At 70.4% G+C, this 19760-nt stretch carries 18 protein-coding genes; 9 read left to right on the forward strand and 9 right to left on the reverse strand.

Translation table 11 applies throughout. From position 1 onward, the window contains the following. Position 1: 1 nt before the first annotated feature. On the reverse strand, positions 2-796 hold the full coding sequence (locus FD678_RS09720) for a DUF998 domain-containing protein (protein ID WP_140724169.1): 795 nt from the start codon (positions 794-796) through the stop codon (positions 2-4). Positions 797-919: 123 nt separating this feature from the next. Between FD678_RS09720 and mprF the strand changes: the two genes are divergently transcribed. Continuing rightward, positions 920-3490, forward strand: coding sequence for a bifunctional lysylphosphatidylglycerol flippase/synthetase MprF (gene mprF, locus FD678_RS09725; protein ID WP_140722226.1), 2571 nt, complete (start codon positions 920-922; stop codon positions 3488-3490). Positions 3491-3530: 40 nt separating this feature from the next. Here mprF and FD678_RS09730 read toward each other — a convergent pair whose 3' ends face one another. From FD678_RS09730 to FD678_RS09745, 4 genes are all read right to left on the reverse strand, one after another. After that, positions 3531-4892 (reverse strand): virulence factor, encoded by a 1362-nt coding sequence (locus tag FD678_RS09730; RefSeq protein ID WP_140722229.1) that lies wholly within the window; start codon positions 4890-4892, stop codon positions 3531-3533. Between the two features lie 31 nt (positions 4893-4923). Then, positions 4924-5106 (reverse strand): oxidoreductase-like domain-containing protein, encoded by a 183-nt coding sequence (locus tag FD678_RS09735; RefSeq protein ID WP_140722232.1) that lies wholly within the window; start codon positions 5104-5106, stop codon positions 4924-4926. Positions 5107-5212: 106 nt separating this feature from the next. Next, complete coding sequence (locus FD678_RS09740) at positions 5213-5818, reverse strand: HD domain-containing protein (protein ID WP_140722235.1); 606 nt, start codon at positions 5816-5818, stop codon at positions 5213-5215. A 39-nt stretch (positions 5819-5857) separates the two neighbouring features. Next, positions 5858-6457 carry a 2'-5' RNA ligase family protein gene (locus FD678_RS09745; RefSeq protein WP_140722238.1) on the reverse strand — a complete coding sequence of 200 codons (600 nt, stop codon included), beginning with the start codon at positions 6455-6457 and terminating at the stop codon, positions 5858-5860. Positions 6458-6591: 134 nt separating this feature from the next. Here FD678_RS09745 and FD678_RS09750 point away from each other — a divergent pair, with 134 nt between their 5' ends. Beyond that, positions 6592-7704, forward strand: coding sequence for a tetratricopeptide repeat protein (locus FD678_RS09750; RefSeq protein WP_218569636.1), 1113 nt, complete (start codon positions 6592-6594; stop codon positions 7702-7704). A gap of 30 nt (positions 7705-7734) precedes the next feature. On the opposite strand, the gene FD678_RS09755 is transcribed toward FD678_RS09750, so the two are convergent. Continuing rightward, positions 7735-8496 (reverse strand): SDR family NAD(P)-dependent oxidoreductase, encoded by a 762-nt coding sequence (locus tag FD678_RS09755; protein WP_140722241.1) that lies wholly within the window; start codon positions 8494-8496, stop codon positions 7735-7737. 105 nt (positions 8497-8601) lie between these two features. Between FD678_RS09755 and FD678_RS09760 the strand changes: the two genes are divergently transcribed. Together FD678_RS09760 and FD678_RS09765 are read left to right on the forward strand one after the other, a co-directional pair. Beyond that, positions 8602-9504, forward strand: coding sequence for a LysR family transcriptional regulator (locus tag FD678_RS09760; protein ID WP_140722244.1), 903 nt, complete (start codon positions 8602-8604; stop codon positions 9502-9504). Positions 9505-9587: 83 nt separating this feature from the next. Continuing rightward, entirely contained in the window at positions 9588-10637 is a 1050-nt protein-coding gene (locus FD678_RS09765) for a L,D-transpeptidase (RefSeq protein WP_140722247.1), read from the forward strand. A 15-nt stretch (positions 10638-10652) separates the two neighbouring features. On the opposite strand, the gene FD678_RS09770 is transcribed toward FD678_RS09765, so the two are convergent. Then, on the reverse strand, positions 10653-10979 hold the full coding sequence (locus FD678_RS09770; RefSeq protein ID WP_140722250.1) for a zinc ribbon domain-containing protein YjdM: 327 nt from the start codon (positions 10977-10979) through the stop codon (positions 10653-10655). Between the two features lie 123 nt (positions 10980-11102). Between FD678_RS09770 and FD678_RS09775 the strand changes: the two genes are divergently transcribed. From FD678_RS09775 to FD678_RS09790, 4 genes are all read left to right on the forward strand, one after another. Beyond that, entirely contained in the window at positions 11103-12062 is a 960-nt protein-coding gene (locus FD678_RS09775) for a cation diffusion facilitator family transporter (RefSeq protein WP_140722253.1), read from the forward strand. Between the two features lie 230 nt (positions 12063-12292). After that, on the forward strand, positions 12293-12475 hold the full coding sequence (locus tag FD678_RS09780; RefSeq protein WP_140722257.1) for a hypothetical protein: 183 nt from the start codon (positions 12293-12295) through the stop codon (positions 12473-12475). A 184-nt stretch (positions 12476-12659) separates the two neighbouring features. After that, positions 12660-14351, forward strand: coding sequence for an AMP-binding protein (locus tag FD678_RS09785; protein ID WP_140722260.1), 1692 nt, complete (start codon positions 12660-12662; stop codon positions 14349-14351). Between the two features lie 79 nt (positions 14352-14430). Further along, positions 14431-14997, forward strand: a complete 567-nt coding sequence (locus FD678_RS09790) for a mechanosensitive ion channel family protein (protein WP_140724174.1) — start codon at positions 14431-14433, stop codon at positions 14995-14997. 118 nt (positions 14998-15115) lie between these two features. On the opposite strand, the gene FD678_RS09795 is transcribed toward FD678_RS09790, so the two are convergent. Next, positions 15116-15382: a DksA/TraR family C4-type zinc finger protein gene (locus tag FD678_RS09795; protein WP_140722263.1), complete on the reverse strand. Its 267-nt coding sequence runs from the start codon at positions 15380-15382 to the stop codon at positions 15116-15118. A 330-nt stretch (positions 15383-15712) separates the two neighbouring features. On the opposite strand from FD678_RS09795, the gene FD678_RS09800 reads away from it, so the two are divergent. Then, positions 15713-16813 (forward strand): Glu/Leu/Phe/Val dehydrogenase dimerization domain-containing protein, encoded by a 1101-nt coding sequence (locus FD678_RS09800; protein ID WP_140722266.1) that lies wholly within the window; start codon positions 15713-15715, stop codon positions 16811-16813. A 95-nt stretch (positions 16814-16908) separates the two neighbouring features. Here the strand turns inward: FD678_RS09800 and FD678_RS09805 are convergent, their stop codons facing one another. After that, positions 16909-19722, reverse strand: a complete 2814-nt coding sequence (locus FD678_RS09805; RefSeq protein ID WP_140722269.1) for a S8 family serine peptidase — start codon at positions 19720-19722, stop codon at positions 16909-16911. Positions 19723-19760: the final 38 nt, after the last annotated feature.

Here is a 19760-nt window from a genome sequence, read left to right on the forward strand (position 1 = left end):
TTCAGTGTTCCTCGGGTTGGACATCGGCATTGTCACGCGAAGTCGCCTGCGGCGCAGCCCCCGCGCGATTCCGCCATCCCAGCCATGCGCCGACCATCACCAGCCATCCCACGATCAGCACGATCGCCAGCTTCTGGCTCAATCCGCGCGGCGCGCTGCGCACGCCGGCGTTCCAGGCCAGCACGGCAAACGCCAGCACGCCCACGGCGAAGGCCGGCCCGAACCGGTCCCGCCACCGGGGGTCGTGGCGAAACCACCACGACTGCAACAGCACCGCGGCGATCACGCACAGGAATGCGGTCTGCGCCGACAGCAGGTGGACCAGCGGCGCGACGTCCGGCGCCAGGTCCGGCAACCAGCTGTCGCCGATCGCCACGCCGCCCAGTCCCAGCGCGGCGCACCAGAACAGGCCCAGCACGGTGCGGCTGCGTGCGCCCGCTTGCAGCGCCTGCTGCAGCGCCAGGGCCACCACGGCCATCGCCGCCGCCATCAGGCAATAGGCGGTGCGCAGCCCCAGTCCATAAGGGCCATGCAGGTAAAGGCTCAGTTGCGCGTCCACCCAGGCCAGGTCGTCGCGCATGAACTGCAAGGCCACCACCCATGCCAGGAAGGCCGACCCGACGATCGCCGCCAGCCGGCCCGCCGCCGCGATCCATGCAGCCTGCCCTTCCCCGTCCCTCGTCCCTCGTCCCTCGTCCCCGTTTCCATCATGCCGCCATCGTCCTCCCGGACACCACGCCCGCTCACAATGCTTTGCCCTATGATGCGCGCCGGCAACATCGGAGGCACCCACCATGATGTCCGATGACGCGTCCCATCCTCCGATCACCGACGGCACGATGAACCACGGCCCTGGCGTTCTGCACGACCGGCAATGCCGGCCTTCTCCCTCTCCCGGTCCTTCCAGGCCCTTGTCGCCATGACGGAAACCCCTGCCTCCCCGGCATCCCCCCCAAGCGGTTGGCGGCGCGCCCTGCCGGTCCTGGTCAGCCTGGCGATCCTGGCGATGGCGCTGCGGGCGCTGTCGGCCGAGTTCACCGAGCATGGCTATCGCCAGATCCGGGAAGCCTTCCGCGCCTTCGGCGCGGGGCAGATCGCGCTGACGCTGCTGCTCGGATTGAGCAGTTATGCCTGCCTGGTCGGGTTCGACAGCATCGGGCTGAAGCGCACCGGCAAGCGCTTGCATCCGGCGCGCGTCGGCATCACCGCGTTCCTGGCGCACGCGGTCGGGCAGACCCTGGGCTTCGCCGCGCTCACCGGCGGCGCCGTGCGGTTGCGCGGCTACGGCAGCGTGGGCCTGAGCCTGGCCGAGATCGGCCAGGTGGTGTTGATGAGCACCCTGGGCTTCGTGTTCGGCGCGTGGGTGCTGCTCGGCCTGGCCCTGTGCCTGGAACCGGAAGCGGCCGCGCGCGCCCTGCCGATCCTGCCCGGCGCGGTGCGCATCGCCGGCATCGCGATCCTGCTGGGCTACGGCGCGATGCTGGTCCTGGTCGGCCGGCACGGACGCGAGTTCGGCTTCGGCACGCACCGCTTCTGGGTGCCCGACCGGCGCACGGTGCTCGTGGTCAGCGCCTTGAGCGTGTTCGAGCTGGGGCTGGCGAGCGCCGCGTTCTACGTGCTGTTGCCGCCGGATCCCGGCACGGGCTATTTCGGCTTCATCGGGCTGTGGCTGGTCGCGGTGGTCGCCGGCCTGGTCTCGACGGTACCGGCGGGCCTGGGCGTGTTCGAGTGGAGCCTGCTCAAGCTGCTGCCGCAGGTCGCGCCGGCGGCGCTGCTGGCGGCGGCGCTGGCCTACCGCATCACCTACTACATCGTGCCGATGCTGATCTCGATCGCGATGGCCGCCGCGACCGGCCTGCGCAAGCCTGCGCTGGTCGGTGCCAGCGGCGCGCGCGCGGCATGGAAGACCTTGCGGCCGTGGCTGCCGCAGATCATCGCACTGGCGGTGTTCGCGGTCGGCGCGGTGCTGGTGATCGACGGCACCCTGCCCACGCCCAAGTCGCGGCAGCAGGTGGCGCCGTTGCCGTTGATCGAGACCTCGCACCTGCTGGTCAGCCTCGGTGGCGTGGTGCTGCTGCTGATCGGCCAGGGCCTGCAGCGACGCAGCCATTCGGCATGGGCGCTGGCGCTGGCGATCTGCGTGGCGCTGGTACCGCTGGCGCCGATGCGCGGCAGCCACTACTCGGTGGCCCTGTTCTCGCTGCTGACCGCGCTGGCGCTGTGGGTGGCTCGCCGCGAGTTCTACCGCGAAGGCGCGCTGCTCGACGAGGCCTGGTCGTGGCGCTGGCTCGGCAACCTGGGCCTGGTGCTGGTGGCGACGTTCTGGCTGCTGTTCTTCGTCTACAGCCACGTCGAGTACAGCAACGACCTGTGGTGGCAGTTCGCCACCTCGGCGAACGCGCCGCGCGCCCTGCGGGCGCTGCTGATCGTCTGCGTGTGCCTGATCGTGTTCGGCCTGGCGCGGCTGCTGCGCAGCGCGCGCCGTCCGCTGCCGCCGGCCGACCCGCAGACGCTGGAGCAGCTCAGGCCGTTGATCGCCGCCAGCGCAGACACCCAGGCCTGCCTGGCGCTGACCGGCGACAAGGCGCTGCTGCGCGACGACGCCAGGACCGGCTTCGTGATGATGCAGCGCTACGGCGGCTCGTTGATCTCGATGGGCGATCCGGTCGGCCCGCCGGAGGTCGCGCGCGCGTTGATCTGGCGCTTCCGCGAGGAAGCCGACCGGCTCGGCCTGCGCCCGGTGTTCTACCAGGTCGGCGAGCAGCACTGGCAGACCTATCTCGACCTGGGCCTGACCCTGGTCAAGCTCGGCGAGGAAGCGATCGTGCCGCTGCAGGACTTCACCCTCGAAGGCCGCGAGCGCGCCGAACTGCGCCAGGCCTACAACAAGGGCAAGCGCATGGGCCTGAACTTCCGCATGGTCCCGGCCGAGGAAGTCGCCGCGCTGCTGCCGCGCCTGCGCGAGATCTCCGACCAGTGGCTGGAGGAAAAGGCCGGCGAGGAAAAAGGATTCTCGCTCGGCAGCTTCGACCCGGACTACCTGTGCCGCTTCCCGATGGGCGTGGTCGAGGTGGAAGCCGAAGGGCGGATCGTCGCCTTCGCCAACATCTGGGAGGCGCAGGCCAGCGGCGAGCTGTCGGTGGACCTGATGCGCCACGCCAACGATGCCCCCAAGGGCACGATGGACTACCTGTTCGTCGCGCTGTTCCTGTGGGGTGCCGGCAACGGCTTCACCCGCTTCTCGCTCGGCATGGCGCCGTTGTCGGGGCTGGCGCAGCACCGCCTGGCCGGGCGCTGGAACCGCTTCGCCAACCTGGTCGCCCGCCACGGCGAGCGCTTCTACGGCTTCAGCGGACTGCGCCGCTTCAAGGCGAAGTTCGCGCCGGTCTGGCGCCCGCGCTATCTGGCCGCGCCCGGCGGCATGCACCTGCCGGCCGCGCTGTTGGACGTGACCCGGCTGATCTCGCTGGACCCGCGCCAGCACGACTGACCGGCGGGAGCGGTCGCGGCCGCTCCCGCGGCACCGCGCCTCAGGGCGCGGTGTCGTGCAACTGCTGCAGGATCGTCTTCGCCAGCGTCTCGTAGTCGCCTTCGAAGTGGTGGTCGCCCGGCAGGCCGACGCGGCGGCTCTGCTTGGGCAGCGACGGGCACAGCGCGTCGTCGTCGTCCACCCCGTAGATGCACACGGTGCGCTGCACCGGCAGCCTGGCCATCTCCGGCGCGATCGGCAGGCCGTCGTCGTCGCCGCTGGATATCCAGTTGCTGACGTGGAACTCGTAGTCGGCGAACTTGCCGATCGACAGCAGCGCCGCCATGCGCATCTGCGCGAGCGTGGCCGGCGGCAGGTGGTTGATCGCGGCCGGGAGCACGTCCGCACCCTGCGAGAACCCGATCAGCACCACGCGCGAGCGCTTCCAGCGCTGCGCATAGAACCGCACGATGCGATCCAGGTCGTCGGCGAAGCCTTGCGGGGTGCGCTCCTGCCAGAAATAGCGCAGCGAGTCCACGCCGACGACGGGGATGCCGGCCTGCGCCAGCGCGCCGGCCACTTCCTTGTCCAGGCCGGCCCAACCGCCGTCGCCGGAAACGAAGACCGCGAAGGTATCGCCCTGCCCGTCGGCGGCGGACGGCACTTCCACGATCGGCAATCCCTCGAGGTCGGCCGGCGGCGGCGGCAGGCTGACGCCCTTCTGCGCCCCCAGCGAGCGGATCGCGGCTCGCAGCCCCGGCAGCAGGTCGCCGCTGGCGCTGCGCTTGAGCAGGCGCGCCTGCGGGATGCCCTTGATGAAGTCCGCCACCGGGACCGCATCGCCCTGCTTGCCCTGCGACGATGCCGCCAGCCACGGCACCGGCAGGCGCGTGGCCTTCAGCGCGCCGGCCTTGCCCACGCCGTCGCCGCAGATCGCCTTGGGCGGGACCGAGGCCGGGCGCAGCCCGTCGGTCAGCACGCCCGCCAGTACGTTCGCCGGCGCCTGCGCGGCCACGGCGTAGACCAGGGCCGAACCCTCGCCATCGCCGACCAGCAGCGGCAGCCGGTAGGTCGGCACGTGATAGAACGCCTGCACGTAGCGCGAGAAGTTCTCCACGTCGCCCGACGAGAACGCGCAATCGCCACCGTCCTTGTCGAGCACCCTGTACAGGTGCGCGGTGTCCACCATCGCCACCATCGCGCCATCGGCGCGCAGCGCCTCGGCCTGGGCCTGCCGGCGCGCGCCGTCGCCGATGCCGCCGAACCAGATCACCATCCGTTGCGGCTCGCCCGCCGGCTGCAGCACCGGTACCTGCTCGAAGCGTCCATGCGTGACCGTCTCGGGCCCGGCCGCCGCGGCGCCCATCGACACCGCCAGCACGCCCGCGCCACACAGCGACTTCCACAGTTCAAGCCTTCGCATCATCGATTCCTGGAATGAGGGCGTGTCCGCATCAGGCATCCGCACCGGGATGCCGCTCGAGCCAGCGTGCCAGCGCCTGCCGGTACTCGGCCAGTTGTTCCTCGTACAGATCGTAGACGCACAACGGGCAACCGCTTCCGCAGCACTCGTTGTCCGCCGGCCGCTCCGGAGGCTGCGGTCGCGGATCGAGCGGGTCGTCGGGAAGATCGGTCATCGGTACGGCGGGCAGCGCTGCGTGGGACACCCCGCCATTGTAGGGCCGGCCACGTAGCCGAAACGTCGCCGGGCGCCCGGTCGATCGCCGCGCACGGTGCGGCGCCTCAGCCGCCGGTGGCGCGGCGCAGGTTGGCGCGGGCGCGTGCGTCGTAGCGCTCATGGAAGAACCCGCTCAGGAATATCCGCGGCAACGCCAGCAGCCCGCGCAGGAAGCGCTTGCGCTCGTGCCGGAACAGCAGCCCGGGCACGTGCCCGCGATACTCCTCGGCGATGCCCCGGTCGTAGGCGTCGAAGACCGCTTCCGGGGCGGCCAGGATGGCCATGTCGCAATCGAGGAACAACGCGGTTTCCTCGTCCACGTCCTGCGGCCGCAGCTGGCCATGGCGGGCGGTGAGCAGGATCAGCCGTTCGATGCGGTCCAGGTCGTAGCCGGCATGCGGCCACCAGCGCGCGATCCATTCCCGCGCCATCGCCGCGGACTGGCGCTCGTTGTCCGAGCGCCCCGGGCGGTAGACCGCGTCGTGGAACAGGATCGCCAGCCAGACCTCGCACGGATGCCGCCAGCCGGGTCCGGCCTGCACCTCGTCGAAGTGCCGCCAGAGCGCGCGGACGTGCCCGAAGTTGTGGTACGCCCGCGGCGGGGTGGCATAGGCCTGTTCGATGGCCTGCCACTGGGCCGGATCGAGCGCGACGGGCGGGGAATGGTCCATGCGCGCAGCCTAAGCGCGGCGCGCCGTTCGCGCCACCGCTCACGCGAGCGGCCAGCGTCCTTCCAGCTGGTAGCGGGTCTGCCCCAGGAAACTGCGGATCAGCACGAACTCGCGCGCGCGCCACTGCACCGGCTCGACACGCCGCAGCGGCAGCGCCGTGTCGGTGTAGAGCAGGGTCATGTGCGGCGTGAACGCGGTATCGCCGGCGATGCCCTGTTCGGCCATCCGCCGTGCCAGCGTGCGCTGCAGCTGGAACAGGCCTTTCATGCCGTCCTCGCCGCGCAGCACGCAGGGCATCTGCCGGCGCCGGCCGCCGAACGTCCCCACCCGGTCGAAGCGCACGTCGAAAGCCTCCATCCTCAGCCGCTCCGCGGCCGCGCGTGCGCGCGCCAGCAAGGACGGCGGCAGTCCGGCGTAGTCGCCCAGGTGATGCAGGGTGACGTGCAACCGCGCTTCCGCCAGGGGCTTGCCGGACAGGTTTTCCTGCCCGACCAGATCGCGGGCCAGGCGGCCGGCCGCGGCCGCGGTTTCCGCGTCCGGCATCACCGCAAAGAACAGCCGTTCGCTCGGCTTCTCCTCGCCCAACCCGAGCGACAGCTGCGCGTCGGCCGAGGAGAGATAGAGGAATGGCCGGGTCATCGACATGGCTACCTGCTTGCCAGCAGCGTCTTGCGGAGGCGCGGATACTAGCAAAGCCCGGCCGGCGCCGGCATGCGCCACCGGCCCGCCGCAGGAGTAGACTGCCGGCACGCCCTGCTGCGCGGAGGTGTCGGATGATCAGCCTGGCCTCGTTCGTGCTCGCCACCGCCCTCGCGGTCGCGCCTGCACCGGAATCCCCGCCGTCCTCGCCGCCGCCTCCGCCACCGGCGGTGGACACCTTGATGGCGATCCCGCCGGAGCTGCGGCACATGCTGCAACAGCGCGTGATGCGCCGCAGCCCGCCCAACTCGGAAGAACGCCTGCAGCGGCTGGTCGACCTGCTGTTCTCGCAGGACGGCCTGGGCCTGCAGTACGGCGCGAGCGACACGCACAGCGTCGCCGAGAGCTTCGCCACCCGGCGGGTCAACTGCCTGTCCTTCACGATGCTGTTCCTCGCGCTGGCGCGCGAGGCAGGGCTGAGCGCGCGCCCGCAGGAAGTCGGCCAGGTGCTCAGTTGGTACGAACAGGGCGGCATCGGCTACAACTACGGCCACATCAATGCGCAGGTCCGGATGAACGCCCAGGTCGCCACGATCGACCTGGACAGCAACATCCTGATGGACCGGCGCGGGCCGCGCGTGATCTCCGACCTGCGGCTGTTCGCCCACTACTACAACAACCGCGGCGCCGAACTGATCTCGGACGGCCAGTTCGCGCAGGCCCGCCCCTACTTCGAGCAGGCATTGCGCATCGATCCCAAGCTGGCCGATGCCTGGAACAACCTGGGCGTGCTCAACGCCCACGAGAATGCGCTGGACGCCGCCGCGGCCGACTACGCGCAGGCGCTGGCGCTGGACGCGCGGCACGCGGCCTCCATCTCCAACGCGCTCAACGTGTATCGCAGGCTCGGCGACACCCAGCGCGCCGCGCAGATGCTGGCGCGCCTGCAGCAGGTGCAGGCGCGCGACCCGTTCCACCAGTACGTGCTCGGCACCGAGGCCGAGCGCCAGGGCGACTACGCCACCGCGTCGCGCTACTACGCCAAGGCGATCCGTCTCTACCCTAATGCGCACCAGTTCCATTTCGGGCTGGCGCGGGTGGCCTTCCTGACCGGCGACGGCAGGCTCGCCGACCGCGAGCTGCGCCTGGCGCACACCCTGGCGCCGGCCAGCGAACAACAGCGCTACCAGGCCAAGCTCGACAGCCTCCGCCGCTGGTCGCGCTCGTCCGCCAGCCTGCGCCCGTGACGGCGCCGGCCGGCGGCCGCAAGCGTTCCCTCAGACGAACATCCCGCCCGAGGCCTCCACGCGCTGCGCGTTGATCCAGCCGCTCTGCGGCGCGAGCAATGCCGCCACCACCGGGCCGATGTCGTCGGGCAGGCCGGCGCGGCCGAGCGCGGTGACCGAAGCCACCATGGCGTTGACCTGCGGGTTGTCGCGCACGGCGCCATCGCGGAAATCGGTCTCGATCGCCCCGGGCGCCAGCGTGTTGACGCTGATGCGGCGTTCGCCGAGTTCCCTGGCCAGGTAGCGGGTGAAGACCTCGATGCCGCCCTTCATCATCGCGTAGGCCGAATAGCCCGGCAGCGAGAAGCGGGTCAGCCCGCTGGACAGGTTGAGGATGCGCCCGCCGTCGGCGATCAGCGGCAGCAGCGCCTGGGTCAGGAAGTACGGCCCTTTCAGGTGCACGCGCACCAGTGCGTCGAACTGGTCCTGCGTGGTCCTGGCGATCGGCGCGTCCAGGCCGATGCCGGCGTTGTTGACCAGCGCATCCAGGCGCTCGCGCCTCCAGCCGGCGAGCACGCCGCGCACCGCATCGGCGAACGCGGGAAAGCCGTCGGCATCGGACACGTCCAGCGGCAATGCCGCCGCCAGGCGTCCTTCGGCCTCGATCCGGCGGACGACCTCGGCCGCCTCGTCGGCATGGCTGCGGTAGGTCAGGATCACGTCGCTGCCGGAGGCGGCGACGGCCAGGGCGGCATTGCGGCCCAGGCCGCGGTTGCCGCCGGTGATCAAGGTGGTGCGGGGCGAAACGTTCATGGCACGGGTCCTGTCGGAAGAAACGATGGGGCCCACGTTATTGCCGTTGTGGCGACGCATAAACCGCTCCAGAATGATTTCATCGTTCGCGCATCGAGAACAATCATGGACACGCTGGACCTCCTCCGCAGCTTCCTGCGGGTCGCGGAACTGGGTTCGTTCACCCGCGCGGCCGATTCGCTGGGCCTGCCGAAGGCCAGCGTCTCCACCGCGGTGCAACGGCTGGAAGCGCGCCTGGGCACGCAGCTCCTGCACCGCACCACCCGGCGCGTGCGACTGACCGCCGACGGCGAGACGTTCTACCCGCGCGCCCGCGAACAGCTCGACGAGATGGAAGAGCTGCACGGCATGTTCCAGCAGGGCGATGCGCCATTGCGCGGCCGGCTGCGGGTCGACATGCCCACCGGCATGGCGCGGTTGCTGATGCCGCAGTTGCCAGGCTTCCTGGCGAAGCATCCACGGCTGGAGATCGAGCTGAGCGGCACCGACCGGCGCGTGGACGTGGTGCGCGAGGGTTTCGACTGCGTGCTGCGCGTGGGCGCCCTGGACGACAACACGCTGATCGCGCGTCCGCTCGGCGCGCTGCGGATCGTCAACTGCGCCAGCCCCGCCTACGTGGCCACGCACGGCATGCCGCGCGGGCCCGACGACCTCGCCGCCGCGCACATTCTCGTGCACTATGTCGGCACGCTCGGCCAGCGCCCGCCCGGCTTCGAGTACCACGACGGCCAAGGCTATCGCTGGCTGCCGATGGCCGGCCCCGTCACCGTCAACAACGGCGACGCCTACGTCCAGGCCGCGCTGGCCGGCCTGGGCATCATCCAGGTGCCGGTGCACGGGGTGCGCCCCCTGCTCGAGTCCGGCGAGCTGGTCGAAGTGGCGCCGCATCTTTCCGCCGAGTCCATGCCGGTCACCCTGCTCTACGCGCAGCGCCGACGATTGCCCCGCCGCGTCTCGCTCTTCATGGACTGGCTGGCCGACAGGGTGCGCCCGCACCTGCAGCCGTGATCTTCGCGCGAGGCCGCTTCGCACTCATCCCAAAGTACATGGCACGCTCTAAGATCGCCCGGTCCCTCGCCCCGGAGCCTTCCATGCGCCGACTGCTGTACACCACTGCGCTGCTGGCCGTCCTGCAGGCCGCGCCGGCCACGGGCGCCGTACCGTTCTGGGGCGCCAGGACGTCCAGCCCGATCGGCACGCCGGCGGCGGACCTCGAGCCGGGCGAATGGTACTGGGGCGGATTGAGCAAGGGCTGGGGACCGATGGCGGTGATCGTCAGCCTCACCGAGCAGCGCGCGTATGCCTATCGCAACGGCATCCTGATCGGCATCAGCACGGTCAGCACCGGCAAGCCGGGGCACGAGACGCCGACCGGGGTGTTCACCATCCTGCAGAAGGACAAGGACCATCGCTCCAACCTCTACAACAGCGCGCCGATGCCCTATCAGCAGCGCCTGACCTGGGACGGCGTGGCCCTGCATGCCGGCGGCTTGCCCGGCTACCCCGAATCGCATGGCTGCGTGCACCTACCGTCCGAGTTCGCGCGGTTGCTGTTCGAGAACTCCAACATGGGCATGGTGGTGGTGATCTCGAAGGCCGGCGTGAGCCCGGACGCGCTGGTGCATCCGCAGCCGCTCAGCCCGATCGATCCCGGCACCGGCGCCGACGTGCCGATGCAGCCGCTCGCCAGCGGCGAGACCTACAGCTGGCATCCGGAATCCTCGGCGCAGGGCCCGATCTCGATGGTGCTGAGCGATGCCGACCAGCAACTGGTGGTGTACCGCAACGGCGTCGAGATCGGCCGCGCGCGGGCCAGGGTGCACGACCTGCCGCCCGACTTCGGCACCCAGGTCTACCTGGCCGGGCAAGGCTTCCTGCCCGGCACGCTGCCCGGCCTGCCGGACGTACGCATGCCGAACTGGCTGCACGTCGCGGTCAACGGCGATGCCACGTCCGGCGAGATCGTCGCCGCCCAGACCATCGGCAAGGTGGAAGTGCCGCCCGATTTCCTCCGCCAGCTCGTGCCGCAGATCATGCCGGGCGCGGCGCTGGTGGTGACGACCCAGTCGGTGATGGCCTCGACCACCGGGCGCGCGCAGCAGGTCATCGATGCCGACCCGCCGGAGCAGGCGGCGAACTGAGCCGCCTGGCGGCGTTCAGGCCTTGCGCAGGAAGACGGTCTTCAGCACCAGGCCCTTGATCCTGTCCGAGTTGCCTTCGATGTGCCCGGCATCGTCCTCGACCAGGCGGATGTTGCGGATCACCGTGCCCTGCTTGAGCGGGATCGAGGAACCCTTGACCTTCAGGTCCTTGATGACGGTGACGGTGTCGCCGGCCGACAGCACGTTGCCGTTGCAATCGCGCACCACCAACGCCTCCGCCTGCGCCTCCTCCGCGGGCCATTCGAACCCGCAATCGGCGCAGACCCACTGCCCGCCGTCGACGTAGGTGTTTTCCAGGGTGCATTGCGGGCAGGCGGGCATGGCAGGCGTTCCAGGACGCGGAAGGGCCGCCATTGTAGTGGCAAGGCACGCGCGCGCCGGCTCACGTGGACCGCACGCGGCTGGCGCGATAGTGCCCCTCCACGCACGCATCGACCTGCACGCATGGCCAGCAACAGTGGTTCGAAATGGGTGGTCTACGTGGCGCTGGTGGGCAATCTCGCCATCGCCGTGGCCAAGTTCGTCGCCGCCGGCATCTCCGGCAGCTCGGCGATGCTGAGCGAGGGCGTGCATTCGCTGGTCGACACCGCCAACGAACTGCTGCTGCTCTACGGCCTGCACCGCGCCGCGCGCCCCGCCGACCGGACGCATCCGTTCGGCTACGGGCGCGAGCTGTACTTCTGGAGCTTCATCGTCGCGCTGCTGGTATTCGCGATGGGCGCCGGCGTGTCGATGTACGAAGGCGTGATGCACGTCCGCGAGCCGGAGCCGGCCACCGACCATGCGCTGGCCTACGCGGTGCTCGGCGTGTCGGTCCTGTTCGAGGGGACCTCCTGGTGGGTGGCGCTGCGCGAATTCCGCGCCCACAAGGGCCGGCTGGGCTACTTCGAGGCATTCCGCCAGAGCAAGGACCCGAGCACGTTCACCGTGCTGCTCGAGGACAGCGCCGCCCTGCTCGGCCTGTTCATGGCCCTCGCCGGCCTGCTCCTGTCGCAGTGGCTGCAGATGCCGGTCTTCGACGGCATCGCTTCGATCGGCATCTCGCTGGTGCTCGGCTTCACCGCTTTCCTGCTGGCGCGCGAGACCAAGGGCCTGCTGATCGGCGAGCCCGCGCACCCGCACGTCGCCGAGTCGCTGCTGGCCATCGCCGGCCAGGACCGCGACGTGCACGCCGCCAACGGCGTGCTGACGCTGCAGATGGGCCCCAACCAGGTCGTGGCCGCGCTCAGCGCCGAGTTCGAGGACGCGCTGGCCACGCCGCAGATCGAGGCCTGCGTCACCCGCATCGAGACCGCCGCGAGGCAGCGGCATCCCGAGCTCACCGCGCTGTTCGTCAAGCCGCAGACGCCGGAGACCTGGCGGCGCCGGCGGCAGGCCCTGGACCGGGGCGAGCAGCCCTCCTGAGCGCGCGAACACCGATTTAACGTTTGCCGGCGCCCCTTGAGCTAAACTATTGTCACGTAAGGCTTTCATCGACGCCCCCTCGCTTCCGCCGTCTGCCGGCGACTGTCTCGACCCGAGGGGTTCCGCCGGCAATACCCGCTCCACGGCACTGCGTCCCTCACCGCCTTTCCAGAACGCCCCCGCCGCCGGCGGGCGGTCTCGATCACCTTCAAGACAGCACAGGAGCCACCATGGCACGTCCAGCCAAGTCCAAGACCCAGCCGATCATTGCCCGCAACGAAGGCAAGGGGCAGCCGCTGACCCGCGAACGCATCGCCGCCGACCTGGCCGCGTTCCGCAAGGCCGGTGGCCGGATCGAAGTGCTCAAGACCCACTTCGGCCAGGCCCGCAACGACGCCGACAAGGCCGACTGAGCCGTTCGACGCGCCCGACCCGGAGGCCGCCCCGTGCAGACGCGGGCGGCCTTCGCGTATCCGGGCCTCCGATCCGCGCATGAAGCGGCGCTTCCGGAACCGGATCCCGGGTTTCCGCCGCGCATCGCCACGGGCGCAACGGCCTGTGGTCCAATCGGGACGATTCGATCTCGAACCGCCCCCCATGCCCGACCCCGCCCCCACGCCCGCGCCCAGCCACGTCCTCGGTTCCGACCGGATACCGCTGCTCGGGGAAACCGTCGGCGCGCTGCTCGAACGCATCGCGCGGCGCTGGCCGGACCGGCCCGCGCTCGTGGTTCCGCCGCAGCGGGTCAGGCTCGACTACGCAGGCTTCGACGCGGCCGTGACCCGGCTCGCCGCCGGCCTGCTGCAACTCGGCCTGGAACCGGGCGACCGCATCGGCATCTGGTCGCTCAACCGCGCCGAGTGGGTGCTGATGCAGTTCGCGACCGCGCGCGCCGGGCTGATCCTGGTCAACATCAATCCCGCCTATCGCAGCCACGAACTGGAGTACGCGCTGACCCGGGTGGACTGCAAGGCGCTGGTGCTCGCGCGCCGCTTCAAGACCTCCGACTACCCGGCGACGCTACGCGAGCTCGCGCCCGAACTCGACCGCAGCGCGCCGGGCCGGCTGCAGGCGGCGCGCCTGCCGGCGCTGCGCCACGTGATCGTCCTCGGCGACGAGGCCGCCCTGCCCGGCACCTGGCGCTTCAACGACATCGCCAATTGCCGCGACTGGCATGCGCAGGCCCGTGTGGAGGCATTGCAGGCGTCGCTGTCGCCGGGCGACGCGATCAACATCCAGTTCACCTCCGGCACCACCGGCTCGCCCAAGGGCGCCACGCTCAGCCATCGCAACATCGTCAACAACGGCTTCTTCATCGGCGAAAGCATGCGCCTGACCGAGCACGACCGCCTGTGCATCCCGGTGCCCTTCTACCATTGCTTCGGCATGGTGCTCGGCAACCTCGCCTGCGTCACCCACGGCAGCTGCATGGTGGTGCCGGGCGAGGGCTTCGACCCGCTCGCGACCCTGCAGACCGTGCAGGACGAGCGCTGCACCGGCCTGCACGGCGTGCCGACCATGTTCATCGCCGAACTCGAGCATCCGCGCTTCGGCGAGTTCGACCTGTCCTCGCTGCGCACCGGCATCATGGCCGGTTCGCCCTGCCCGGTCGAAGTGATGAAGAAGGTCGTCGGGCAGATGCACATGGACCAGGTCACGATCGCCTACGGCATGACCGAGACCAGCCCGGTGAGCTTCCAGACCACGCCCGACGATCCGCTGGAACGGCGCGTCGACTCGGTCGGCCGCGTGCACCCGCACGTGGAAGTCCGCATCGTCGATGGCGACGGCAACGTCGTGCCGCGCGGGCAGACCGGCGAACTGCACACGCGCGGCTACTCGGTGATGAAGGGCTACTGGAACGATCCCGCGCGCACCGCCGAGGTGCTCGACGCCGACGGCTGGATGCACACCGGCGACCTGGCGACGATCGACGAGGACGGTTATTGCCGCATCGTCGGCCGGCTCAAGGACATGCTGATCCGCGGCGGCGAGAACATCTATCCGCGCGAGATCGAGGAGTTCCTCTACGCCCATCCCGCGATCGCCGACGTGCAGGTGTTCGGCGTGCCCGACCCCAGGTTCGGCGAAGAGGTCTGCGCCTGGATCCGGCTTGCCGAAGGCTGCGAGCTGACCGCCGAGGAAGTACGCGACTACTGCCGCGCGCGCATCGCCCACTACAAGGTGCCGCGCTACGTGGAGTTCGTGGACGGCTTCCCGATGACGATCACCGGCAAGGTGCAGAAATACCTCATGCGCGACGAGATGGCGCGGCGGCTCGGATTCTGAGGATGCGGGCGGGACGCTTTAGAATCGACGCCCCTTCCCGCTCCTGCCCCCGATGCCCAGCCTGCACCCGCCCCTTGCGATGATCCGGGACCTGTTGCCGCAGTGGAACCGCCAGGTTCTCGACATCGCCGTCCCGGCGCTGGAGGTCGTCGTCATCCTCGCCGTCGCCGTGCTGACGCGCGCGATCCTGCGCGGCCTGATGCGGCGGGTCGGCAAGCGCTACCACGTGCCTGCCGAGATGATGATCGGGCTGCGCCGGGTCGGCAGCTTCGTGATCTCGGTGGCGGCGCTGCTGGCGATCCTGCGCGTGTTCGGCGTATCCGGGGCCGTGCTGTGGACCGCCTTCACCGGCTTCGCCGCGGTCGGCGCGGTGGCGTTCTTCGCCGCATGGAGCGTGCTGTCCAACATCTTCTGCACGTTCCTGATCGTCACCACCCGTCCCTTCCGCCTGCACGACCACATCGAGCTGCTGGAGAACGGCGAGAAGCCGGGACTGAAGGGCAAGGTGATCGACATCAACGTGATCTACACCACCCTGCAGGAAACGGACGAAGCGCGCGGCAACACCGTGCTGCAGATCCCCAACAGCCTGTTCTTCCAGCGCACCACGCGGCGCTGGCGCGAGGGCGGCTACGACAACGGCTGACGCGGCCTCGCATGGATGGCGTCGGCGGAGCCTTCGCCCAATGCATCGCATGCCGCCACGTTCCGCTGCACGGCACGCCGGGCGCCGCCGCGGTCCGGGCGGCGCCGGCAAGCGGCCGTCAGCGCAACTGGCTGTCCTTGCTGCCGCGGCGGTTGTAACCGCTGTGGTCCCGCTCGTCCTCGTCGTGCGCCTGCTGGCAATCCACGCACAGCCGCACGCCGGGCACCGCCTTGCGCCGCGCCTCCGGGATCGCGGCGCCGCACTCCTCGCAATGCGTCAGCCCCGGCCCGCTCGGCAGCCGGCTGCGGGCGCGCTTGACCGCATCGTCGACGGTCGCCTCGATCTGGTCGTGCACCGCGCCATCGCCTGCCCATCCGGTCGCCATTGCCTTCTCCCGATTGCCACTTCGACAAGATGGCCGCGGCAACCGGCGTTTCCAAGTCCGCGCCATCAGTCGCACGACATGGTGAGATGGATGCTGCAACGCACATCGCCGGGGCGATTGCTTTAGAATGCGCCCACGCGACGCTCAGGACCTGCTCCAGACCCGTCGCTTTTTTGTTTTTGCGTGACGGTCCGCGCCTCCACATGGCAGCGCGGGATGCGGACCGACCGCAGTGGCCCGCGCCTTCACGTGCGGGGTGAAAATCTAATGCCAGGCACAGTTCCCGGTCGTTCCAGCGCATTGCCGGGCGACCCCCACGGAGCCCTACCGATGCTTTTCGAAACCCTCGACACCACCGGCCACGAACAAGTCGTGTTCTGCCACAACCGCGACGCCGGACTGAAGGCCATCATCGCCTTGCACAGCACGCGGCTCGGGCCGGCGCTCGGTGGCGTGCGCATGCGTCCGTACCCCAACAGCGAGGCCGCCATCAACGACGCCCTGCGCCTGAGCCGCACGATGACCTACAAGAACGCGCTGGCCGGGCTGAACGTCGGCGGCGGCAAGGCGGTGATCATCGGCGATCCGAAGGCGGACAAGAGCGAGGTGCTGTTCCGGGCGTTCGGGCGTTTCGTCGAATCGCTGGGCGGGCGCTACATCACCTCCGAGGACGTCGGCACCGACGTCAACGACATGGAACAGATCTACCTGGAGACCGGCTACGTCACCGGCGTGCACCAGGTCCACGGCGGCTCCGGCGATCCCGCGCCGTTCACCGCCTACGGCGCGCTGCAGGCGCTGATGGCGACGCTGAACCGCAAGCTCGGCCACGAGGAAGTGGGCAGGACCCGCATCGCGATCCAGGGCCTGGGCCATATCGGGATGGAACTGGTCAAGCTGCTGAAGGAGCGCGGCGCCAAGCTGTTCGTGGCCGACCTGGACAGCCGCCTGGTCGACCGCGCCGTAAGCGAATACGGCGCCGAGGCGGTCAGCCCCGACGCGATCTACGAAGTCGAGGCCGACGTGTTCGCGCCCTGCGCGCTGGAAGGCGCGATCAACGAGGACACCCTGCCGCGCCTGAAGGCCGGCATCATCTGCGGCACCGCGAACAACCAGCTCTCCAGCGAAGCGATCGGCGCGGAACTGCACCGCCGCGGCGTGCTGTACGCGCCGGACTACGTGGTCAACGCCGGCGGCGTGATGAACGTGTCGCTCGAGATCGACGGCTACAATCGCGAGCGCGCGATGCGGCTGATCCGCAGCATCTACCACAACCTCGGCAAGGTCTTCGATCTGTCCGAGCGCGAGGACATCCCGCCGCAGCAGGCGGCCGACCGCATCGCCGAAGCCCGCATCGAGACGATCAGCCGGCTCAAGCTGCCGCTGGGACGGACCTCGCCGCGCTTCACCGGCAAGCTGCGCGGGGAGTGACCGCGACGCCCTGCATGGCGCGGCGCCGCTGAAGGCACCCAGCCGACGCCCCCGCGCGGGCGGGACGCAGCAGCGTCCCGGCAACGCCGTCCCCGTCAGAAGCCGAGCAGATAGCGCAGCCCGAACGCGCGGTCCTCGCCGCGCGCGCCGAAGCGCTGGTCGTAGCCCAGGCCCAGCGCTCCGAGGCGGCCCAGCGGCGCCTGCACCGAGAACCCGAACAGGCCGCCCGAACGGCCCGGCTGCAGATCGGCGAGCGTGCCCCACGCATCGGCGCCCACGAACCCGACCTGGCGCGACAGGCCGTTACTGGCCAACGCCTGCTGCCATTCCGCATACGCGCCCAGCGCGAGGCCGCGCCAGCGGTACTCACCGCGCAATCCCGCCAGTACCTGCGTGCGATCGGCCGTGTCGGCATCCGCGCGCAGGCCGAAGCCTTCGCCTCCCTGCTCACTGAAGCCATCGCTGTCGATGCGCACGTGATCGGCGCCCAGGTACGGCGCCAATACCAGGCCGGCGCGCTGCCAGCGATAACCCGCCTCCAGGCTCGCGGAAAAGAAACGCGCGCCGTAGTCCACCGAGGTCTCCGCGCGGGCCTGGCCGAACTGCAGCTCGCGGGCGATCTGGCGGTGCACCTGGCCGCTTCCTACCTGGCCCAGCGCGTAGAGGTGATCGCCGCGCCGGCCCCAGTACGCCTGCGCCTGGACCTGCCGGTTGCGATCGCGCGAGGACGGCAGCGTCGCGTCGCTCATCCGCGCTTCGCCGAACGCGAAACCCGCCACGCCGCCGTCGCCCTGCATGAAGTCGTGCCCGACCATCCATCCCGCCAGCGCGCCGCCGATCCCGGCGAAACTGCCCTGGCCGGTACCGCCGAGCGCCTGGCGCCATGTCCCGCCGTGCGTGCCGCCGGACCATGCCACCGCCCCGAAATGCTGCGACAGCGCGCGCCGCCCCAGGTCCACGGCGTCGAACGTCGCCGTCATCGCTTCCGCGTGCGCCTGCCCGGACAGGCTCTGCAACGAAGCCAGCGCCTGCTTCGCGTCGGCCGATTGCTGCAACGCCGCCGCACTTCGGACGAAATCGCCGCCGACCGGCCCTGCCCCCTGCTGTTGCGCGTCGATCTGCCGGAAGGCCTGCTCCACACGCGTCGCCGAGGCCAGCGACGCCGTGGTGATGCCGGGCAGCGCCGCCGCCGCCGTCGCCACGTCCAACCGCTGCAAGGTGATGTAGGCCGTATTGGCGTCGTACGCCAGCGTGCCCTGGCCGACGAAGACGCCCGGCCCCCAGGTCAACCGCGCGAACGTACCGCTCAGGCCGGCGTCGGCCCGCAACACGGTGTAGGCGGTGTTGAGGCTCACGTAGCCGCGCTTGCCGAGCACCTGCAGTTCGCCGGCGATGCTCGCGCTGCCGGTGGCATGGAGCCAGTCGCCCACGTTCAATGCCAGCCTCGCGTCGGCGGCCTGCACGTAGTTGCCGGACACGCCCAGCGTGCCCTCGCCGAGTTGCAGCGTGCCGGCGTTGTCGACGCTGCCGCCGATGCGGTAGCTGGCGCTCAGCGTCGCGCCGCTGGCGATGCTGGCCGCGCCTCCCAGGCTGGCACTCTGCAGCGTCCCCTCAAGCACCTGGGTACTTCCCTCGAAGGTATTCAGCGTGCTGGCGAGCACCAGCGTGCCGGTGCCGCGCTTGACCAGCCCGCCGCCGCCGCTGATCGGATTGGACCAGGTCGACGTCCCGTCGAACGACACCGAGACATCGCCCCAGTCGAACTTCGCCGGACCCAGTACCGCCCTGCCGACGTCGAGCAGGCCATAGCCGAACACCGGGTCCACGCCCGGCGCGCCCAGGTCCGTGGCCGTACCGAGCAGCGTCTGCCGCACCAGGTCGTTGTTGAAATACGGGAACGCCTGCCACACCAGCGCGGCGGCGCCCGAAACCAACGGCGCCGCGAACGAGGTGCCGCTGCCGTACCAGTACGAAATGCTGCCCGCGGTATCGTCGTGGCCGGTGAACATCGAGGTTCCCGGCGCCACCAGGCAATACCGCATCGCCACGCCGCAGGCGTTGGAATAGTCCGCCAATCGGGATGGATTGGCGGTATCCAGCGCGGCGACCGCCAGCCAGCCGCGCTCCAGGTCGGCCGCGGGCCGGGTGCCGTTGGGGCCGGGCTGGCTCGGCAGCGCCGCCATGTCGGACGGGTCGGACCTGCCGTCGTTGCCGGCCGCGAACACGACCAGGCCATCGTTGGCGAAGATGAAGTTGCGGTACTCGTTGGCGATCGGGGCCGTGGCGCTCGGGTTGGTCCAGTACAGGCCCGCCCACGAGTTGTTCATGATCCTCACGCCGGCCGCGACCAGGTCGTCGTGGACCACCTGCAGCCCGAGCGCGCCGTTGACTTCGTTGCCTTCGCCGGAGCCGTCGTCCTCGGGCTCCTTGTCGTTGATGATGCGCGCCGACACGATCTGCGCACCGGGCGCGATGCCGCCGGGCCAGTTGCCGACCGGGGCGCCGGCGGCGAGCTGGGCGACCGTCGTGCCGTGCCCGACCACGTCGTCCACGCGCAGGTTGTTCGCCGACGGGTCCACGTAGGTGTAGTTCGCCACCACCCGCCCCTGCAACGCGGGATGATTGCGGTTCACGCCGGTATCGACCACGCCGATGCGGTAGCCCGCGCCGGTGTAGCCGAGATCGTGCGCGGGCCGGGTATCGGTCAACGCCAGGTGCGCGTCGACCGCCGGCTGCGGCGTGCTGGGCGGCGGCGTCGTGGGTGGAGGCGTCGTCGGAGGCGGCGCCGGTGGAGGCGATGCCGGCGGCGGCTCCGGGCGCACCGAGCCCCCGCCTCCGCCCCCTCCGCAGCCCACCAGGGCCAGCGCCAACGCCGAAGCCAGCAAGGTCCTCGCACGCACCTCGTTCATCGCGATCTCCCCGATTCAATCCATTGAGTCGCGGACCC

It is taken from the genome of Pseudomonas sp. Hp2 (genome assembly GCF_006386585.1).
In the GTDB taxonomy this organism is placed as follows: domain Bacteria; phylum Pseudomonadota; class Gammaproteobacteria; order Xanthomonadales; family Xanthomonadaceae; genus Pseudomonas_S; species Pseudomonas_S boreopolis.

Bases quoted from the DNA above. Each gene is read 5' to 3' on its own strand.
- FD678_RS09770 (WP_140722250.1), bottom strand. From the start codon at position 10,979: ATGCCCGCCTGCCCGCAATGCACCCTGGAAAACACCTACGTCGACGGC.
- mprF (WP_140722226.1), top strand. From the start codon at position 920: ATGACGGAAACCCCTGCCTCCCCGGCATCCCCCCCAAGCGGTTGGCGG.
- FD678_RS09735 (WP_140722232.1), bottom strand. From the start codon at position 5,106: ATGACCGATCTTCCCGACGACCCGCTCGATCCGCGACCGCAGCCTCCG.
- FD678_RS09750 (WP_218569636.1), top strand. From the start codon at position 6,592: ATGATCAGCCTGGCCTCGTTCGTGCTCGCCACCGCCCTCGCGGTCGCG.
- FD678_RS09795 (WP_140722263.1), bottom strand. From the start codon at position 15,382: ATGGCGACCGGATGGGCAGGCGATGGCGCGGTGCACGACCAGATCGAG.
- FD678_RS09760 (WP_140722244.1), top strand. From the start codon at position 8,602: ATGGACACGCTGGACCTCCTCCGCAGCTTCCTGCGGGTCGCGGAACTG.
- FD678_RS09765 (WP_140722247.1), top strand. From the start codon at position 9,588: ATGCGCCGACTGCTGTACACCACTGCGCTGCTGGCCGTCCTGCAGGCC.
- FD678_RS09740 (WP_140722235.1), bottom strand. From the start codon at position 5,818: ATGGACCATTCCCCGCCCGTCGCGCTCGATCCGGCCCAGTGGCAGGCC.
- FD678_RS09755 (WP_140722241.1), bottom strand. From the start codon at position 8,496: ATGAACGTTTCGCCCCGCACCACCTTGATCACCGGCGGCAACCGCGGC.
- FD678_RS09720 (WP_140724169.1), bottom strand. From the start codon at position 796: ATGGTGGGTGCCTCCGATGTTGCCGGCGCGCATCATAGGGCAAAGCAT.
- FD678_RS09790 (WP_140724174.1), top strand. From the start codon at position 14,431: ATGATCCGGGACCTGTTGCCGCAGTGGAACCGCCAGGTTCTCGACATC.
- FD678_RS09780 (WP_140722257.1), top strand. From the start codon at position 12,293: ATGGCACGTCCAGCCAAGTCCAAGACCCAGCCGATCATTGCCCGCAAC.
- FD678_RS09800 (WP_140722266.1), top strand. From the start codon at position 15,713: ATGCTTTTCGAAACCCTCGACACCACCGGCCACGAACAAGTCGTGTTC.
- FD678_RS09775 (WP_140722253.1), top strand. From the start codon at position 11,103: ATGGCCAGCAACAGTGGTTCGAAATGGGTGGTCTACGTGGCGCTGGTG.
- FD678_RS09730 (WP_140722229.1), bottom strand. From the start codon at position 4,892: ATGCGAAGGCTTGAACTGTGGAAGTCGCTGTGTGGCGCGGGCGTGCTG.
- FD678_RS09745 (WP_140722238.1), bottom strand. From the start codon at position 6,457: ATGACCCGGCCATTCCTCTATCTCTCCTCGGCCGACGCGCAGCTGTCG.
- FD678_RS09805 (WP_140722269.1), bottom strand. From the start codon at position 19,722: ATGAACGAGGTGCGTGCGAGGACCTTGCTGGCTTCGGCGTTGGCGCTG.
- FD678_RS09785 (WP_140722260.1), top strand. From the start codon at position 12,660: ATGCCCGACCCCGCCCCCACGCCCGCGCCCAGCCACGTCCTCGGTTCC.